Annotated in this window: 9 protein-coding genes; 7 read left to right on the top strand and 2 right to left on the bottom strand. The window is 55.1% G+C overall.

Annotated features, from left to right (window positions below; all coding sequences use genetic code 11):
* Positions 1-44: 44 nt before the first annotated feature.
* The 4 genes from ACAW74_RS10165 (at position 45) to ACAW74_RS10150 (ending at position 9,902) form a co-directional block, all read left to right on the top strand.
* Entirely contained in the window at positions 45-3,512 is a 3,468-nt protein-coding gene (locus ACAW74_RS10165; RefSeq protein WP_370698087.1) for a SusC/RagA family TonB-linked outer membrane protein, read from the top strand.
* A 35-nt stretch (positions 3,513-3,547) separates the two neighbouring features.
* Positions 3,548-5,227: a RagB/SusD family nutrient uptake outer membrane protein gene (locus ACAW74_RS10160; protein ID WP_370698086.1), complete on the top strand. Its 1,680-nt coding sequence runs from the start codon at positions 3,548-3,550 to the stop codon at positions 5,225-5,227.
* Between the two features lie 257 nt (positions 5,228-5,484).
* Complete coding sequence (locus ACAW74_RS10155) at positions 5,485-8,418, top strand: polysaccharide lyase family 8 super-sandwich domain-containing protein (RefSeq protein ID WP_370698085.1); 2,934 nt, start codon at positions 5,485-5,487, stop codon at positions 8,416-8,418.
* A 278-nt stretch (positions 8,419-8,696) separates the two neighbouring features.
* On the top strand, positions 8,697-9,902 hold the full coding sequence (locus ACAW74_RS10150) for an amine oxidase (RefSeq protein WP_370698084.1): 1,206 nt from the start codon (positions 8,697-8,699) through the stop codon (positions 9,900-9,902).
* Between the two features lie 59 nt (positions 9,903-9,961).
* On the opposite strand, the gene ACAW74_RS10145 is transcribed toward ACAW74_RS10150, so the two are convergent.
* Entirely contained in the window at positions 9,962-11,626 is a 1,665-nt protein-coding gene (locus tag ACAW74_RS10145) for an amidohydrolase (protein ID WP_370698083.1), read from the bottom strand.
* A gap of 131 nt (positions 11,627-11,757) precedes the next feature.
* Between ACAW74_RS10145 and ACAW74_RS10140 the strand changes: the two genes are divergently transcribed.
* From ACAW74_RS10140 to ACAW74_RS10130, 3 genes are all read left to right on the top strand, one after another.
* The gene (locus ACAW74_RS10140; protein WP_370698082.1) at positions 11,758-13,176 is read left to right on the top strand and encodes a TolC family protein; all 1,419 of its coding nucleotides are present in this window, start codon (positions 11,758-11,760) and stop codon (positions 13,174-13,176) included.
* Between the two features lie 70 nt (positions 13,177-13,246).
* Positions 13,247-13,441 carry a DUF2188 domain-containing protein gene (locus ACAW74_RS10135; protein WP_370698081.1) on the top strand — a complete coding sequence of 65 codons (195 nt, stop codon included), beginning with the start codon at positions 13,247-13,249 and terminating at the stop codon, positions 13,439-13,441.
* Positions 13,442-13,515: 74 nt separating this feature from the next.
* Positions 13,516-14,292 carry a DUF5995 family protein gene (locus ACAW74_RS10130; protein WP_370698080.1) on the top strand — a complete coding sequence of 259 codons (777 nt, stop codon included), beginning with the start codon at positions 13,516-13,518 and terminating at the stop codon, positions 14,290-14,292.
* Here ACAW74_RS10130 and ACAW74_RS10125 read toward each other — a convergent pair.
* Positions 14,283-18,269 (bottom strand): DEAD/DEAH box helicase, encoded by a 3,987-nt coding sequence (locus ACAW74_RS10125; RefSeq protein WP_370698079.1) that lies wholly within the window; start codon positions 18,267-18,269, stop codon positions 14,283-14,285. The two genes, ACAW74_RS10130 and ACAW74_RS10125, sit on opposite strands and share 10 nt — an antisense overlap.
* Positions 18,270-18,320 lie beyond the last annotated feature (51 nt).

Here is an 18,320-nt window from a genome sequence, read left to right as displayed (position 1 = left end):
AGGGGGGCTTTTGTTTTATTGAAATTTAAACCCGTTGGTAAATTATGAAAAAAAGCACTACCAAACGCAATTGCATTGCGCTGATTATGAAAGCCAGTATTCCCTTAATGCTGACCCTTCTGCTGAGCAGTTTAACGTATGGCCGGGATGGTTTCGCGCAGGAAGTATTAAGCAGACCAGTTACAATCGAAGTTGATCAGCAGGACTTGACTGTTGTTTTGAAACGGATAGAAAAATCAACTAAGGCACGATTCTCCTACGTTCCATCGCTGGTTTTGAACCGTAAAGTGAGTCTGAAGGCGCATAATGAGCGGCTAAACGATGTACTGGAGAAATTACTTAGTCCGTTTCAGATTCAGTTTTCCGTTTCAGGAGAGAACATCATCCTCAATAAACAGCCGGCTCCATCCGAAAAAAATCAAACCAGCCAAGGGTTGATATCGACTACCGAAAGCCTGGCCGAACTCTCCCCGAAAATACAGGACAATACGATTACGGGTACGGTCACCGACGAAAAAGGGGAAGGACTTCCCGGTGTTAGCATCGTATTGAAAGGAACAGCGCGGGGGACCAATACCGACGCTAATGGCCAGTTCAAGCTTACTATTCCGACTGGCAACGCCGTGCTGATTGTCAGCTTTGTGGGCTATGTACGGCAGGAGATCGAGGTAAATAATCGTTCGGCTATTACCGTCCAGCTAAAGAACGACGATAAGGCGTTGGATGAGGTCGTTGTGGTGGGGTATGGTACCCAGAAAAAAGTCAATCTGACGGGTGCCGTATCGACGGTAGATGCCAAAACACTCCAGTACCGGCCAACCGCTACGCTGGCAAACGCTCTTCAAGGCGTTACACCGGGCCTGACGATTACGCGCCAGAGTGGGCAGCCGGGTAGCCAGGGGCTGAGGCTTCAGATTCGTGGGGTTACGTCGGCCAACGGAAACGTTGATCCGCTTGTAATGCTCGATGGGGTTAGCGTACCCATTGAAACCATGACAACCCTGAACCCGAATGATATCGAAAGTATCAGCGTACTGAAAGATGCTGCCGCAGCCGCTATTTACGGTGCTCAGGCCGCGGGTGGGGTTGTGTTGATCACAACCAAAAAAGGGAAGGCAGGAAAAGTCACCTTCGATTATCTGGCACAATACGGAGTTGACTGGGCCATTAACGTACCTGGCCGATTAAGCCTGCTGGATGAAGCGTTGTATTCAAATCTGTCCCGAAAAAATTCGGGAAGTGCGGCAGAATATTCCGAGGACGATCTTCAGCGAATTCGGGATGGTATCCCCTACGTCGTAAATCCGGCCGATACGAGCACGTATCTGTACTACAACCAGCAGTCGCTTACCGACCAGTTGCTCCGCCGGTACACCTCCACTAAAACGCATAATTTTACAGCACGCGGTGGTTCCGATAAGCTGAACTTCCTGCTTTCTGCCGGCTACTACGAAAAGCAGGGCGTGTTCAAGGTTGGTCCCGACAACGCAAAGCGCTATAACCTGCGCTTAAACCTGGGCACTCAGTTAACAAAGCACCTTTCCTTCGACACCCGCCTATCCTACACCCTGGAGCGTATTCAGCAATCCTCGATCGGAACAGACGGGGAGGGGCTGCTGTATCAGGCCTATCGACTACGAACCCGGACCCCGTTCTTTACGCCGGAAGGGCGCTACAACGGGGCGGGGTCAGCCGCTACATCTTATGGCCTTCTTGAATCGGGCGGTTATAATAATTACAACAAGCGGCAGTTTGATGGCGTGGCCAATTTGCAGGCGGCAAATTTCGTGAAAGGATTAACCTTACGGGCGGTGGCTGGGGTACAATACCGGCCGGCCAATCGGGCCCTATTTGCCCGTACCGTACCCCTCTGGGGCAGATCCCGAATACTGAGTTATGCCAATAACCCGAATTATTATGAGGTCCGTAATGATTTGATCCGCAATACCAACCTCCAGTTTCTGGCAACCTATGACCTTACGGTGGGAGACAAACACAATTTTACCCTGCTGGGCGGCTATCAGTGGGAAGACTATCGGGAGGAAGGTGTAACAACAAGATCGACCAATCTGGTCAGTAACGATTTGCCAACGCTAAATCTGGGCGACGACAAAACAAAGAGCAACAGCGAATACGTATATACCCGAGCGTTTCAGTCTGTATTTGCTCGCTTCAACTACAATTATGATGGAAAATACCTCTTCGAAGCCACTGTCCGTCAAGATGAAAGCTCGAAGTTAGCCTCCGGCTTGCGGACCAAGGTATTCCCGTCGGTTTCGGCTGGCTGGAACCTACAGCGCGAAGAGTGGTTTGCACAGGCGTTGCCCATGTTCACCGAGTTTAAACTTCGTGGATCGTGGGGACGCCTGGGTGGTGCCCTGGGCGATAACATCGGCTACTATGATTACCTGAGCCAGTTAAGCCGGGGCTCTGGCTTGGTCCTGGGCGATTCAAGAGCTTCGTATATCTACCAGAATTCAATTCCATCGGCCGCGCTTTCGTGGGAAACCATTGAAACCAGTGACCTGGGCATCGACCTGGGCTTCTTCCAGAACAAGCTTCAGTTTACGGGCGATTATTACGTAAAGTATAATCGCAATATGCTTACGCCGTTGCAGTTGCCTGCTACGATTGGTATCGGTACCCCCAAAAAAAATAACGGCGAACTCAAATCCTGGGGCTGGGAAACCGAAGTTCGATATCGTGGTCAGGTCGGTAAGGACTTCACCTATTCGGTTTCGGCCAACTTTTCCGACAACAACAATAAACTGTTGAGCTACTCAGGTAGTACAATTGTTGGCGCCGGAACGAACAACCTGATCGAAGGTTATCCAATCAATACAATCTGGGGTTACCAGACAGCCGGGTATTTCCAAACGGCCGACGAAGTCAAAAGCTGGGCTTTCCAGGATAATCGGTCTGGGGCAGGCGATGTAAAATACATTGACCAAAACGGCGACGGACGGATTACCGTTGGCAAGGGGTCGGTAGCCGATCACGGCGATCTGCTGCTGCTTGGAACCACTACCCCCCGCTACCAGTACGGGCTTACGTTAAGTGCCCAATGGAAAGGGTTTGACCTGACTGTTTTTGTGCAGGGGGTTGGCAAACGCAACATCCGTCCATTACCGGAATCTGTAGCACCACTGCTCGTTACCTGGAAACAGGCCCTGACCATTCATAGCGATTACTGGACACCCGAAAACCCCGATGCGCTGTTCCCTCGTCCCTATGTAGGGGCGACGCATAACTACCTGGCTTCAGACAAGTGGACGTTCAACGCTAATTACATCCGCATGAAGAACCTTCAGTTTGGCTATACGATTCCCGCTGCCCTGACCCGCAAAGCGCACATCAACCAGGCACGGTTCTTCTTCTCGGGGCAGGATTTATTCACCCTTTCGGGCCTGAAAGCCTTCCAGGGTTACTATGATCCCGAAACACGCGACGGGGTACAGAACGACTATCCGTTTTTTGCTACGGCCTCCATGGGTCTGAACGTCTCATTTTAACCGATTGCTACTCGGAGAACGAAATCGAAAAATCAATGAAAAAAATACTTCAATACACCGCTGTGTCATTGGGCATGCTGGCAGGTTTACCGGCTTGTGAAGTGGAGCGGCTTCCCGAAACAACCATCAGCGATCAGACTTTCTGGCGCTCGGAAAGTGATCTTAAGTTTTCGGCCAATTACCTGTATACGTACCTGCCAACCTACGGGACACTGACTCCACAGGGGTATCCGAACAATGCGTTATACAATGTTACTACCCACGCCATAGAGGATGTGTGGTCGGACGATGCGTTTGGATTGGCTTCCAATAGTATTAGTGATGGTTCCCGTCTGGCACCCGCTACGGATGCCAATTACACGGATAACTATTTATTGATCCGGGCCGCCAACAACATTATCGAAAAAGCACCCCGAACGGCAACGAATACGGCTCCGGCGGTCATTGATCGGTACGTTGCCGAAGCGCGATTTTTTCGGGCCTTTGGGTATTTTAATCTGGTTCAACGATATGGCGAAGTACCACTGATTCTGAAAACCTTGGACGAAACCTCGCCTGAATTAACCGCCCCGGCTAGTTCACGGGCTGCCCTTTTCGATCAGATTTATCAGGATCTGGATTTTGCCGTACAGAAACTGCCAGCACCCAGTGCCATTGCAGCGGCTGATTACGGCCGCATTAGTACTACGGCGGCTCTGGCGTTTAAGGCGCGGGTGGCTTTGTTTGAGGGTACCCGCTCAAAATACCATACTTATGGAGAGCCAATCAAACACCTCAAAGTGGCTGTCGATGCTGCTAAAGCCGTAATCGACAGCAAGCAACACGATCTCTTTACCGGCTCTTACTTCGATTTATGGCAACAGCCAGGCGAAGGGCGGCAGAATCGGGAGAACATTATGGTCAGACAGTTTGGCCTTTCCATCACGGATCGGGTCATAACGCATAATTATTTCCGAGGGTTTTTAGAAACGGGCAGCATGAATCCAACCAAAAGTCTGGCCGATGCCTACCTCTACAAAGATGGACTGCCCATTACCAAATCACCGTTGGCTAAAACGCCGGTTGTCTCGACGGATGTATTTGCGAATCGGGATACACGGATGAGTGATACATTCCTGAAAAAAGGTGATCCCTATATTGCCACCAAGCCAGTCTTCGATATTGCGGCTCTAGCTTTCAACAAAACTGGATTCACGTTCCGCAAATCGGCCAATATCGAAGACTGGAACACGCAGGCCTCCAGCACCGACAGGCCCCTGCTACGGTATGCCGAAGTGCTCATTACCTATGCCGAAGCCTTGTATGAGTTGAACGGTTCTATCAGCGATGCCGATCTGGACCTGACCGTGAATCGACTGCGGCAGCGGGGTGGAGTTGCCAAACTGACGAACGAATTTGCTACGGCAAATGGCCTGAACGTGCGGGATGAAATCCGGCGGGAACGCCGGGTCGAACTGGCGCAGGAGGGCTTCCGGTACTGGGATCTGATTCGCTGGAAAACCGCTGAGGTAGAATTGCCAAAACCCGTGTTGGGCAACTATTTCTTCAAGGCAGAATTCGGAACGGTGGCTGCGGTACGGTTAACACCCGATAATTATATTCTGGTGCAGGAGGCCGCTTTCCGCAAGTTTGACCCGGCCAAAGATTACCTCTGGCCGTTGCCCATCAACGAAGTTGCCCTGAATCCGGCCCTAAAACAGAATCCTGGCTGGTAAATCCTTCAAATGCTTTTCCAACAACCCGGCTCTGGGCGGTTGTAATGGTTTTACGAAATGTCCGGCCCATGTTTTGGCCTTGACATTCATTGTAGGTTGGTTACCTGTTCCCCTGGCGATCCTGTTGCCGGGGGACTTATGCCCTCTATTGACCAGAAAACGCGCTACCGCTCTCTGCTGCTACCTAAGGGGATCATCAATGATCATCAATCCGAATGGCAGCCTGAATCCTTTTCAACTGTATAAACAGAAAAGCTATGAAAAATTTTTTCACGTTGCTCCTTATCCTGCTGGCTAATACGGGACTGGCCCAAACGGATTTTGAAAAGATTATCAGTAATGTAACCGCCGAATTAAAGAAAAATAGTAACGGAACGGCCATCAGCAATACGGCCAGTACCTATATGAGTAACCAAAATGCGAATGGTTCCTGGCCAGATATTGCTTACGCCAGTGGAGCCGCCGGTGATTGGCCGTTTAAGGACCACCTCAATAGGATGTATCTCTATTCGCTGGCCTATACGCTTAGTACCAGTCCGTTGCAGGGCGATACAACGCTCTACAATCACCTTTCGTTAGCCCTTCAGTACTGGAACAGTCATATCCATGATGCGGCTAACTGGTATCAGGACCAGATAGGCTACCCATTAGTTATTGGGCAAACACTGGTGCTGATGCGGGGTGGCAGTCAGCAACTGGCTACCACCGACTATACCAATGCCATGAACTATCTGGCCACACGGCAAAATCCGTCGGCTCAGGCTGGCGCTAACCGAATCGATGTTGCCCTTCACTGGCTCTACCGGGGTGCTCTGACTGCCAATGCCAGTGTAGTTACTACGGCGGTTACCCAGGCAGGTACTACGGTAAATTATGTTTCTAGCGGCAGCGAAGGACTTAACTACGATAATGCCTTTCTACAGCATGGGCCTGAATTATACACCCAGCATTATGGCGCTGTGTGGATATCGGACGTCTATACCATGGCCGCTTACATAAGAGGTACCGCTTATAGCTTTAGTGCCGCGCAATTGCAAAACGCCTATACCATGCTGCACCATAGTTATAATGGGGGATTGAGGGGCCGATATAAGGATTTTAACCTGATTGGAAGAGGGCTTTCCGGTACCAACAATCTGTTGCAGGATGCTAACACTACGGCGTTGGCTATGCAGGCCGATCCGGCTCACTATGCTTCCCTGCGCGATGATTCGTTACGGATTTCTGGGGCACAACCCGCCAGTTACAACATCGCGACGCCTTATAATATCCATTACTGGACGGGCGACTATACGCTTCACAACCGCCCTGATTACGCCTTCTCAGTACGCAACGTATCGACTCGTACCAACAGGTCTGAAGTAGTCAATGGCGAAAATTTGCTGGGCACCTTTCTGACCGATGGCGCTACCGATATTCGGGTAAATGGTAATGAATATTACAATATTTTTCCGGTTTGGGACTGGAACCAAATCCCCGGTGTAACCATGCGCCAGTTTGCCACACCGCAGCAAAACCCCCACAATTGTTGCAGCACAGCCGATAGGGGTAACGAGGGGTATGTGGGAGGGGTATCAGACAGCACTTACGGGTGCTCTGCCAACACGGTAAACTATTACAACGTAGCGGCTAAAAAAGCCTGGTTCTTTTTTGATAAAGAAATCGTTTGCCTGGGCGCTGGCATCACCAGTACATCGGCCGAAAATGTGGGGACCAACGTAAACCAATGCCTGCTCGACGGGACTGTATCGGTTAGCAGTGGTGGCACTCAATCAACCGTAGGTATACATACACAAACAACCTTTAGCGGCAACCTGCAATGGGCACTCCATGATAGTGTTGGTTATTTTTTTCCAGCGGGCGGCAATGTGAAGCTGAGCAATCAGGCCCAGACGGGCAATTGGAAGCTCATAAAATCAACCTCCTCAGCCAGTACCATCACCAAAGATGTTTTCAAGCTCTGGATAGACCACGGTGCAGCGCCAACCAATGGAACCTACGCCTACATTGTTGCCCCAAACCTGACCACTACGGCCCAAATGAACGCCTACAATCAGGCTGCTATTAAAATCCTCAGCAATACGGTTTCCTGCCAGGCTGTAAAGCACGACGGACTCAATATCCTTCAGGTCGTGGCCAGAGCCACGGCAGGGGTGAGTGTCACCGATCCTACCACTGGAATCAAGCTTGACGTAGATAAGCCATGCGCCGTATTGCTGAAAAATATCGGCAGCAGTTCGGTTCGGGTCAGCCTGGCCGATCCAGCCCAATCGACAACCATTATAAGCGTTAGTATTACATTTCCTGGCAGCAATCAGCCTATAGTTACTGCGGTAACCATGCCCACGGGTAATTACAAAGGATCAACCAAAACATTTTTGGTGAGGAATACGCTCCCGGTAAGTATTGCTGCCGTGGCCGATGCGTATGTGCGTGATGGTACCTACGCCAACGCCAACTATGGTACTGATACCATCTTGGTGGTTAAAGGAGATAATTCGGTGAATTACGAGCGGGAAACCTTCCTGAAATTCGATGTATCAGGCATCAATACAAGTATCACGTCGGCCAAGTTGCGGATGAGCATTAAATCGACCAATGTCAATGTGAGCACAGCTCGCTGGCAATTGGCTTACGTACCCACCGATACCTGGACCGAAACGGGGCTGACCTGGAGCAACAAACCCGCCAGCACCAGCATGGCCAGTACCCAGTTAGGTGTCTCGAGCGGGTATGTCGAGTGGGACATAAAAGGCATTCTCCAGCAGGAACTGGCCAGTGGCAATAATCAACTTTCGCTTAGACTCATCAACACCGTCAGTAACGCTCAGGGGGATGTCGCGTTTTATTCCCGAGAAGCCACTACGGCCATCGATCGGCCTACTCTCGTGATCAATGGTAGCGGTTCGGGCGCCCGCCTTGCGGCTGAGGGCAACCGCGAAATCCCATCGGGCGAAGCATCACTGTTGGGCTATCCCAACCCGTTTGATACCGAACTGCTGGTGAAACTGAATGAGGGCGATAGTAGGATTGAAGTATTCAACATCCTAGGCCAGCCTATCCTATCGACTTCGTTGAGTAACCAGTCCAGTATACGGCTCCCGACGAGTTCGTGGGACAGTGGCCGCTATTACCTGCGGGTATGGAACGCCACCGGGGTCCGGGCCAGTAAGCAACTCATCAAGAAGTGATCCCTGGTTTCAGAAAACCTTATTGTTGCGCTATGAGCACAAAGTCCAGCACTGGGTAGCTCTCTACTGGTTGACCTTCAGTGTACAGTTTATCCGACGATTCCATAAGAAAGATTGCTTTAAACAGGCACAATGCATAGTGATGTAGCCTGTAGCGATTTGTGCATCATACATCGTACATTATTCAGTATACAGTGTTCATTATTCAGTCAATCCGCTTTTATTAAACAACACCCCTTCGGTTGCTTGTTAGTAGTTGTACACCTCTTGCCACTCGCATGACAGACTACTCCATTACGCGCCCACAATTGCTCTTCAATACCTTTTGGTGGGCCGGTTACGAGTGCACCGATCAACAGAATGCATTCGGTAACCGCGTCGACTTTCTCCCGCTGACGGGCCACCTCGATCGCCTCGACGACGACTATCGCGATATTGCCGGAGTGAACATCCGTACGGTGCGTGAAGGCATCCGCTGGAGTCAGGTCGAGAAACGGGCCTATACCTACGACTGGTCGGTGGTGCGCCACATGCTGCAACGGGGCAAGGCGCTGGGCATTCAGCAGATCTGGGACATTTGCCATTTTGGCTACCCCGACGACCTGACGCCCCTGCACCCCATGTTTGCCCGCCGGTTTGCGGCGATTTGTCGGGCGTTTGTCCCCATTTACCGCGAGACGTACCCAGACGCCCCGCTGATCGTAACGCCCATCAACGAGGTGAGTTTCATCTCCTGGCTGGGCGGCGACGCCTGCGGTACGTCGCCCTACTGCACCAAACAGGGTGTTGAAGTGAAAATCGGCCTCATGCGTGCCTACATCGAAGGCATAGCGGCCATGCGCGAAATCGATAGCAACGTGGTGGTGCTGACCACCGAGCCGCTGGTGAATATGGTGCCCCTGCTGAACGCCACACGCCGGGAGATCACGGAAGCCCGCACCCGGCATTTTGCGCAGTATCAGGCAGTCGACATCCTGATGGGGCGTGAACATCCCGAACTGGGAGGCGCCCCTCATATGGTCGATATTATTGGCCTGAATTTTTACTACAACAACCAGTGGGTATACCCCACATTTGAACTGCTGCCCTGGGCCAACGAGGGTCGCGACCCGCGCTTCCGCCCATTGCACCGGCTCTTTGCCGAGGTATACGAACGATACAATAAGCCCATCGCCCTCACCGAAACGAGCCATCCCGGCATCGACCGGCCCAATTGGGTCAGGATGGTCGCCCACGAATGCGCCCTGACCCGGCAGATGGGTATTCCGCTGGAAGGCGTTTGTCTGTACCCGATTATCGACCGTCCCGATTGGGATCACCTCACGCCCTGGCATCGTTCGGGGTTATGGGATGCCCGCCCTGAGGGTGTCGACATGGCGACGGGTGACGTACCTGGCCGTTATCTGCATCAGCCCTACGCGCAGGCGTTGCAACAAGCGCAGATGATCGTGGAAGAAACCGTCAGCAGCGAACTGCTCCAGTAAACAACAAGGCCCGAATTCGCTGAAATCGGGCCTTGTTGTGAACCACATTCCAGGTACGTTTAGCGATTGGGGGCGGTGTATAGCCGTTCGCCATTGACCCAGGTTTGCAGCACCTTCGTGTCGCGCAGTTGCTCGGCAGGCGCGGTCATGATGTCGCGGTCGAGCACCACAAAATCAGCAAACTTCCGTTTCTCCAACGTACCCCGCACCAAATCTTCCCGGCAGGCGTAAGCTGCCCAGCGTGTCATGGCCTTCAGCGCGTCGCGGCGCGATACGGCGTTTTCGGGCTGATAACCGCCTTTGGGGAAATTTTTGGCGTCTTGCCGGGCCACCGCCGCGTGAAAGCCATACAACGGATTGACCGCCTCGACAGGAAAATCGCTGCCAAAGGTGATGTAGTGGTTTTGCTTCAGCAGATCGTTGAAGGCGTAAGCACCCTTCACCCGCTCAGAACCGAGCCGCTCGGCGGCCCAGTACATATCAGAGGTGGCGTGGGTGGGTTGTACGGATGGAATGATGCTGTATTTGTAAAACTTCGACAAGTCCTCGGGCGATACCACCTGTGCGTGTTCGATGCGCCAGCGCCGGGTGTTGAGGCCTTTCAGGTATTTGCCATACAGGTCCAGAATGAGGTGATTGGCCGAATCGCCGATGCAGTGCGTGTTGGCCTGAAAGCCGCTGTTGGCCAGTAGTTTGATGACCCGCTCCAGCTCGGCGGGGCTGAGCAGCAGGAACCCGCTGGTTTCGGGGCGGTCGCTGTAAGGTTTGCGCAGGCAGGCTCCGCGAGAACCCAGCGCACCGTCGGCATAGAGCTTAAACGAGGTCACCGACAGGCGGTCGGTCTGGTAGGGGCCACGTTTGAGGTAATACTCCAGATTGGGCTCGCCCAGGCTGATCATGGCGTAATCGCGGATTTTTAGCTTTTTCTCCTGATGCAGCCGGTCAATCAGGTCGATGTCGTCGCGGTTCAGGCCAGCGTCGGAAACGGTAGTCAGACCGAGCGACAGACAAACGCGCTCGGCGGCCTGCAACATGCGGGTTTTGGCGTCGGCGTCGGGCTGTGGAATCACGCGGCGCACCATCTGCATGGCATTATCGACCAGCACGCCCGACGGCTGCCCGCCGTTCAGCACCACCTCACCGCCTGTCATGGCCGTTTTTCCCGAAATCTGCGCCAGCCGAAGCGCTTTATCGTTTACCAGCAGCGCGTGCCCGTCGATCCGCGTCAGGGCGACAGGTACGTTCGGAAAGGCCTCGTTGAGCTGCGCGTTGGTCGGAAAGCCCCGCACGGGCGAGTCGGTGGCGGGCCAGTCGTTCTGATCCCAGCCGCGCCCGATGAGCCACAGGGCGTCGGGGTGTTTCTGCTGGAAGGCCTTCAGGCGGGCAATCACGTCGGCGTAAGATGTAGCCCCCACCAGATCGGCTTGATCGAGCATTTGGCCCAACCCCAGAAAATGGCTGTGTGGATCGTAGAAACCCGGATAAACGGGCTTGCCGTTCAGGTCGATAATGCTGTCGGAACGGTAGTGGTCGAGGATGGTGGCCGTGGAGCCCAGGTCCAGGATGCGGCCTTTCTCGACGGCGAAGGCCTGCACCACCGAGTCGCCCTCATTGACGGTGTAGACGGTGGCATTGGTGATGATATAATCGGCGGGGCGGCGCGTTGAACAGGCTGTTATGGTTAACAGGCCGACCAGCCAAAGGAGGTAATAGTTTCGATGCATAGGGTAAACTTATAGCTAGTTTGTGATTTGTGGAGTAGTGTTTGTGGCCGAGCCGACAGAAGCTGCCGCAACAAATCGCAAACTAACCCTAAGTTTGTTATCCAATTCGTCATTCGTCAATTTATATACCGATGCGTTTTATCGCCGCTTTTCTTTTTCTACTGCCATCAACGTACCTGATTGCCCAACAAAAACCGGCACCGGCGCCTGCCCAGACCCCGGTGCAGCGGGCGCTACGAAACGCCTTCATCGTGCAGCAGGGTGAACAACTCCTGCTTCAGGATGCCATCGCGACGGCTTTGGGCCGCAATTATCAGATCAAAGGCCTGCAAACGCAGGAGCAAATTGCCCGCAACGAACGCATCCCCGCCAACGCCGGTTTCTATCCGCTCATCACCGGCAACGTGAGTACCAACGGCAGTCGGCAATCGGTCAATCAGACCTTCGTCGATAACATTCGTCCACCGCAGGTGCTGAATGGCATCTCTAACCGCACAACACAGGCAGGTGTCAACCTGAACTGGACTGTCTTCAACGGCCTGGCCAACTTTGCCACGTACGAGCGTCTGGGCGAACTGGTACGGCTGAGCCAGGTCAATACCCGGGCCAGCGTTGAGCAGACGATTGCCGACGTTGCAACGGCCTATTATAACGTGGTGCAGCAGTTGCAACAGTTGCTGGCCTTCCGGCAGGCCCTCGACATCTCGCGCGACCGGCTTGAACTGGCCCGTGCCAACTACGAAGTCGGCACCCGCTCGAAAGTCGATTTTCTGACGGCTCAGGTCGATTACAACGCCGATAGCGTGACGCTGCTGACGCAGGAGCAAAATGTGCAACAGGCCAAAATACAGCTGAACACGTTGCTGGTGCGTGATCCGTTTACGCCCTTCGCCATCCGCGATACCATCATCGTGCGGCCCGATCTGAATGTCGACCAACTACGGCAGAGCATGCTCACCAACAGTCCGTTGCTGGCGGCGGCGGTGCTCAACCAGAAGGTGGCCGACATCAATATCCGGCTGGCCCGCGCCCAACGGCAGCCTACCGTCAGCCTGCAAACGGGGTATAACTTCACCTTTATCAATAACGAAGGTGGATTTGGGGTCGCAGATGCGCGTAACCGGGGGCTTACCTACGCCGTAACAGCTTCGGTGCCGATTTTCAACGGGGGTAACATCCGGCGGCTCGAAGCCAACGCCCGGGCCAACGCTCTGGCTGCCGAGTACCAGCGGGCCGATCAGGAAGTGCAACTCCAACAGGCAATTGCCCAGTCGTTTGCCCAGTACCAGAACAGCCTTGCGCTGCTTAACGTGGAGCAACAGAACTACAAGATCGCGCTCGAAAACATCGACATCGCCTACGACCGGTACCGGGTGGGTAACTCCACCGCCGTTGAGTTTCGGGATGTACAACGCAACGCCATTGCCGCACAGGCCCGTTTGTTCAACGCCGAGTTCAACGCTAAAGCTGCTGAGGTTGAACTGCTTCGCCTGAGTAGTACCATCAGCCAGCAGTTTTTGCCCGCCGGCACCGAAACATCGGCGAAGTAGGCCGTTCAGGCGAACAGGAGGTCCGTTTGGGTGCGTCATCAGTTTAGCTGGAAACCAAACGGACAAACCGATGCCTTACTCAAAAACGGATTACCCGGTCTCGCTGAAGAATTTCATGGCGCCCGTTCGGAACAAAGCCATCGAGATCATCAACGCCTTGCTCAACGAAGGCAACGACGAACAGAAAGCCATCGCCATCGGGACGGCACAGGCCGAGAAGTGGGCCGAAAGCCACAACAAGCCGATCAGGAAAAAAGGAAAATAAACCAACCGGAATCAGCCCGCTTTCACAGGCTGATTCCGGTTTTTTGTGTTCATTGGTGCGGAAAAATCCTCGCTATGCACACAATCGACGATGTCATCGATCGCCTGACGGCCATTGTCCATACGGCCGAGCAGCAACAATCGCCGATGGGCTATTTTGCGGCCCTGTATCGGTGCATGACCATCGCCGTCAGAGACGGTATCCGGCAGGGGCGTTTCGATGATGCCCGGCGCATGGAAGCGCTCGACGTGTGCTTCGCCAAACGCTACATCGACGCCTACAATACGTACCTGGCGGGACGAAAACCCACGCAGGCCTGGCAGCAGGCTTTCGCCAGCACCACCAACAGCCAGATCACGGTTATTCAGCACCTGATGCTGGGTATCAATGCCCACATCAATCTGGATCTGGCCATTGCGGCGGCCGAAACCGCCCCCGGCGCGGCCATTCATGGGCTGCAAGCCGATTTCAACCGCATCAACGCCATGATCGCCGAACTGACTGAACAGGTGCAGGATAAACTAGCCGACATCTGGTTGCCGTTTCGCCTGCTCGACGATGCACTTAAAACCGACGACGAAGGGATGATCAACTTCAGCATCCGGGTAGCCCGCACGTTCTCCTGGTCGGCGGCCGTAGCCCTTGCGCCAATGACCGACGTTCAGAAACGCACGAAAATCGGCGAGATGGACCGACAGGTGGCGCTCCTGGCCGAACGCATCATCCGGCCGGGTTGGCTGTTATCGTCGGCTCTGCGCGTGATTCGGCTGGGCGAAAGCGGCAGCGTTACCGAGAAAATCAGGCTGCTGGGTAGCGCCGTGACGCTCGACAAGCTGGTGAATCAGGCCTGACGCCACATTTCCCGGCTCCAGAATCGCCGGTAGGGCCAATGGCGGTTTTGCAGGGCAAAAGGTCGGTAGGCATGCGCTTCCTTGATCGTTTGCTGGAAATACTGATCGTCGTCGGTCAGTACCAGCCCCTCGTAAACCACGGGTTCGTCGCCATGAATGGTAAGGTCGGCAAAGGGGAGTTCGGGGCGCCAGTTGGCGTGGGCCTGCGCCAGTTTATCCTTCAGCAACGTACCTGAGCTGGCCTGTAGGCCCACCACTCGCTTCGGCTGCGGCCTGAACCGCCCTTCCGACACGTCGAGTGCGTAGTGCAGATACTGTTTGAGCAGTTTCGGGCCGTCGTTGGCCGTGGCGTCCACGTTTAGCTGGGCGGGCAACAGGCTCGTGATCACGTAGATGCGCTCGCGGGCGCGGGTGATGGCCACGTTGAGCCGGTTTTCGCCCCCGCCCGCATTCAGGCTGCCAAACTGAGCCGACAGTCGCCCTCGTTCGTCGGGCGCGTAACCAACGGAAAAAATAATGACGTCGCACTCGTCGCCCTGCACGTTCTCGATGTTTTTGACGAAACGTACCGCCGTGGGCAGCGCCTCGCTCTGTTCCTGCCCTAACTCCTGAATCAACTGCTGTTGCTGGAAATTGAAGGTCACGACGCCGATACTGCGGCCCGGCAGCTCGGTCTGCAATTGACTCACCAGCGACAGCACGGCCTGCGCCTCGACTGGGTTGGTGCGGTCGGTCGGTTGCCATTGCCCCGGCACATGGAGGTACCGAATACCCGGTTCGCGGCGGTTGGCTTCGGCAAAATCGGGCAGGAGCGTGAGCGTTTCGTTGTAAAAATGTGCGTTCGAAAAGGCGATCAGGTCGAGGCTACGGCTGCGATAATGCCCCATGAGCGACACCTGCGGCAGGTACTGAGCCGTCAGATCGAGTAGCGATTCAACTTCCAGCGCCACGGCCTCGTCGGCGGTGTCGGCGTTGGTTGCGTCGTCCTCGATACGAGCGCGGTACAAGTCGCTGGGCCGAAGCTGTCTGCTGTCGCCAGCCACCACCGCCTGCTTGCCGCGCAGCAGGGCGGGCAGGCCATTTTCGGCAAAACACTGCGAGGCCTCGTCGAAGATAACGAGGTCAAACAAGCCGCGCTCCATGGGAAACAGTGTCGATACCGATTCGGGCGAGGCCATCCAGCAGGGCATCAATCGGAACACTTCATCGGCATACTGGCTCATGACCTGGCGAATGGGCCACACGTTCCGTTTCTTGGTAACCTGATGCCGTAACTCCCGGAAACTGACCACGTTGTTAAGCCGGTTGATGACCAGATCGCGGTAGGTCTGTTCGCGTAGCTTGAGCAGCAGAATGTCGCGGGTTAGCTGCTGTTGTCGCCGGATACTGTGCTGCAAAGCGGCCTCCTGCTGCTCCATTTTCAACGACGACACGCTCCGCAGTTCGGGATGTAGCTGTTCGAGGTGGTCGATCCAGGCCAGCCGCAGGGCGTTGTCAAACGCGGCCACCGAACGTACCTGATCGGCTACAGTGCGTTCGGGCGTGGTAAAGGTATCGCGCAACCGATCCATCTCGATGAGGTTATCGGCATCGGTTCGCAGGGCCGTTTGCAGCGCGTTGGCCTGCTCAGTAGGGTTAGCCGCCAACGCCGTCAGTTGGCTGGCTGTCAGGTACGTTTGCCAGCGAAGATGGCTCAGGTGCATCTCGTCGAGCAACTGACGTAACCCGGTCAGCACCTGCCCAAACGAGCCGCCGCTAAGTTGTTGCGCAATGACGCCCTCCAGTTCCGGAAACGTACTGCGAATGGTCTGCCAGACTGACTCGGCCCGCGCCACCGTTTGCTGCAACGTACCCAGCATCTGTTTGGTCTGCGCGGGCTGATGGTTCATGTCGGGCGTGCCAGACCACGACGTACCCGCAAACTGCTGCCCCGTCTCCTGAGCCCGCGCCTCCCACGACTGCCGGTTTACCCATCGGCTTTCGAGCGTTCGCAAATCGGCCAGCGACGTACCCAGCCCATTGGTCTGCGCCAGTTCGTTCAGGTAAGCTTTGTCGCTGTAAAAGAGCCACTTCACCATCGATTGCCGCGCGTCGATTCCCTGCCGGAGCCGATCGCTCAATCCGTTGGGCGCATCGCCGACCAGTAAGCCGCGTGCCTCGATAGCGGCCAGGGCGGCGAGGTCGTTGGCCAGTGTGTCGGTGGGCGAGTCGGGCAACGACCCCGCCGCCACCCGGCTCAGTACCGACCAAACCAGTGGGTCAGACACGGTTGCGGCGAGCATATCGAGCGTGGCCCGCTCGGGTACGTATCGGTCGATCACATCGGGCCAGGTGAGCCACGTACCCGGCGCCGGTTCACCCAGCAACGTACCTGCGTGCTGCACGAAAGTCGGCAGGTACGTGGCGGCTTCCGTGATTATCTGACGTAAGCTGGCGATGTCGGTACCTGTAAAATGAGCAAAACTAACCCGGTCGGCAAACGGATGTTCATCGCTCAGCCGCTGTTGGTAAGCCAGATAATTGGTCAGCCGATCCCGAAAATCCGCTACCGTATCGAACTGAAAATGGCGGTAGACTGCACTCAAATCGGTTGCATCGGCTTCGGTTTGAGGCGTGCTGGTGAGGTACAGCTCCTTGGCCGAAACCCCGCAAACCGAGGTGTCGAACAGGGCGGTTTTGAACGCCTGTAACTCGCGCACCAGCCCGTCGATGCGCCGCGATTCGGTAGCAAACTCGCGTTCAAGCAGCACCGCGTCGAGGCTTCGGTTTTGAGCCCGGTAGGCGTCGATGGCGTCGATCTGATCGGCGAGTTGGGCGTAAAGCGGTTTGCGGTCGTCCTGAAAGTCATGGACCAGCGCCACGAAGGGAGCCATGCCTACGTCGGTCAGCCGCTGATGCACCACGTCGAGCGCGGCCCGTTTCTGGCAAACCAGCAACACCCGCTGCCCCCGTGCGGCGGCATCGGCCATGAGGTTGGCAATCAGCTGCGACTTGCCCGTGCCCGGCGGCCCCTGCACCACCACCGACTGCCCCGACCGCACGGCCAGCACGGCTGTCTCCTGCGAGGCATCGATGGGGAGCGGCAGCAGAGCAGGAATCGCCCCCCGGCCCCCTCCTTCCCAAGGAGGGGGAGAGGTCAAGATCAGTTCCTGCTCCCCCTCCTCGGGAAGAAGGGGGCCGGGGGCGGTCCGACGGCTCGGCGGTTCACTCAACAACTCGTCATAGTCGGGTACCAGAAACGAACCCGCCTGTGGAAAAATGCCCAGTACAGCCTCCGAAAGGAGTTTTAACTCGCCAACGCCGTCCAGCTCGGTTATCGATTTCGCCGTTTGCCGGTCGAAGGGTAACAACGTATTGGTAAACGTGTCGGGGTTGAAATTGATGTCCAGCGGGCTGGCTTTCAGCCATTCGTAGAGCTGTGTGCGGAACACCAGCGGATCTTTGTCGAAGCTGTCCAGATCGGGCGAAAGCCAGTCGTCGGGCAGTTTGATCCCGTTGAAATAGCCATACGCCAGCAGCATCGACTGGTTGATGACGGCATTTTCATCGCCCCGACGTACCAGCCGCCACTGGTTGCCTTCAGTAGCCAGATGTACCGGGAAGAAGAGGAGCGGGCCGTGTACGGGCGTGCCGTCGTTGAAGCGGCCGCGTACAAAGGGCCAACCTACGTAGAGGTCTTCGGTGCCGCGCTCGGCTTCGATGAAGGCATCGGTACGTTGCAGGCGGCGCAGGCGTTTGCTCAGCGTATTGCTGCGTTCGTCGCGCGGGTCGGTGATGGCGCAAACAGGTACGTTCGCCTTGCGGGCAATCAGGGCGGCAATTAGGTCAAACGACGCTTTGTTAAGCCGGAAGTCGGCCTCGTGCAGATCGACAAACTGATCGGCGGGCAGGCTACTGAGTAACAACGACCGGTTGCGGCTACTCAGGTTGGTCAGGCGGCGACGGTACGTTTTAAGAACGGTGGCAGAAAACTGCATCGGTAGTTTATAATTTCCAGTTTAACGTCTAACGTTAACGGGTGCGGCCTA

It is taken from the genome of Fibrella musci, assembly GCF_041321105.1.
GTDB lineage: Bacteria > Bacteroidota > Bacteroidia > Cytophagales > Spirosomataceae > Fibrella > Fibrella musci.
This window is presented reverse-complemented; position numbering and strand designations above follow the sequence as displayed.

Excerpts from the sequence above, each read along its gene's own strand:
- ACAW74_RS10165 (WP_370698087.1), top strand. The coding sequence starts at position 45 with ATGAAAAAAAGCACTACCAAACGCAATTGCATTGCGCTGATTATGAAA.
- ACAW74_RS10155 (WP_370698085.1), top strand. The coding sequence starts at position 5,485 with ATGAAAAATTTTTTCACGTTGCTCCTTATCCTGCTGGCTAATACGGGA.
- ACAW74_RS10160 (WP_370698086.1), top strand. The coding sequence starts at position 3,548 with ATGAAAAAAATACTTCAATACACCGCTGTGTCATTGGGCATGCTGGCA.
- ACAW74_RS10130 (WP_370698080.1), top strand. The coding sequence starts at position 13,516 with ATGCACACAATCGACGATGTCATCGATCGCCTGACGGCCATTGTCCAT.
- ACAW74_RS10140 (WP_370698082.1), top strand. The coding sequence starts at position 11,758 with ATGCGTTTTATCGCCGCTTTTCTTTTTCTACTGCCATCAACGTACCTG.
- ACAW74_RS10135 (WP_370698081.1), top strand. The coding sequence starts at position 13,247 with ATGCCTTACTCAAAAACGGATTACCCGGTCTCGCTGAAGAATTTCATG.
- ACAW74_RS10145 (WP_370698083.1), bottom strand. The coding sequence starts at position 11,626 with ATGCATCGAAACTATTACCTCCTTTGGCTGGTCGGCCTGTTAACCATA.
- ACAW74_RS10125 (WP_370698079.1), bottom strand. The coding sequence starts at position 18,269 with ATGCAGTTTTCTGCCACCGTTCTTAAAACGTACCGTCGCCGCCTGACC.
- ACAW74_RS10150 (WP_370698084.1), top strand. The coding sequence starts at position 8,697 with ATGACAGACTACTCCATTACGCGCCCACAATTGCTCTTCAATACCTTT.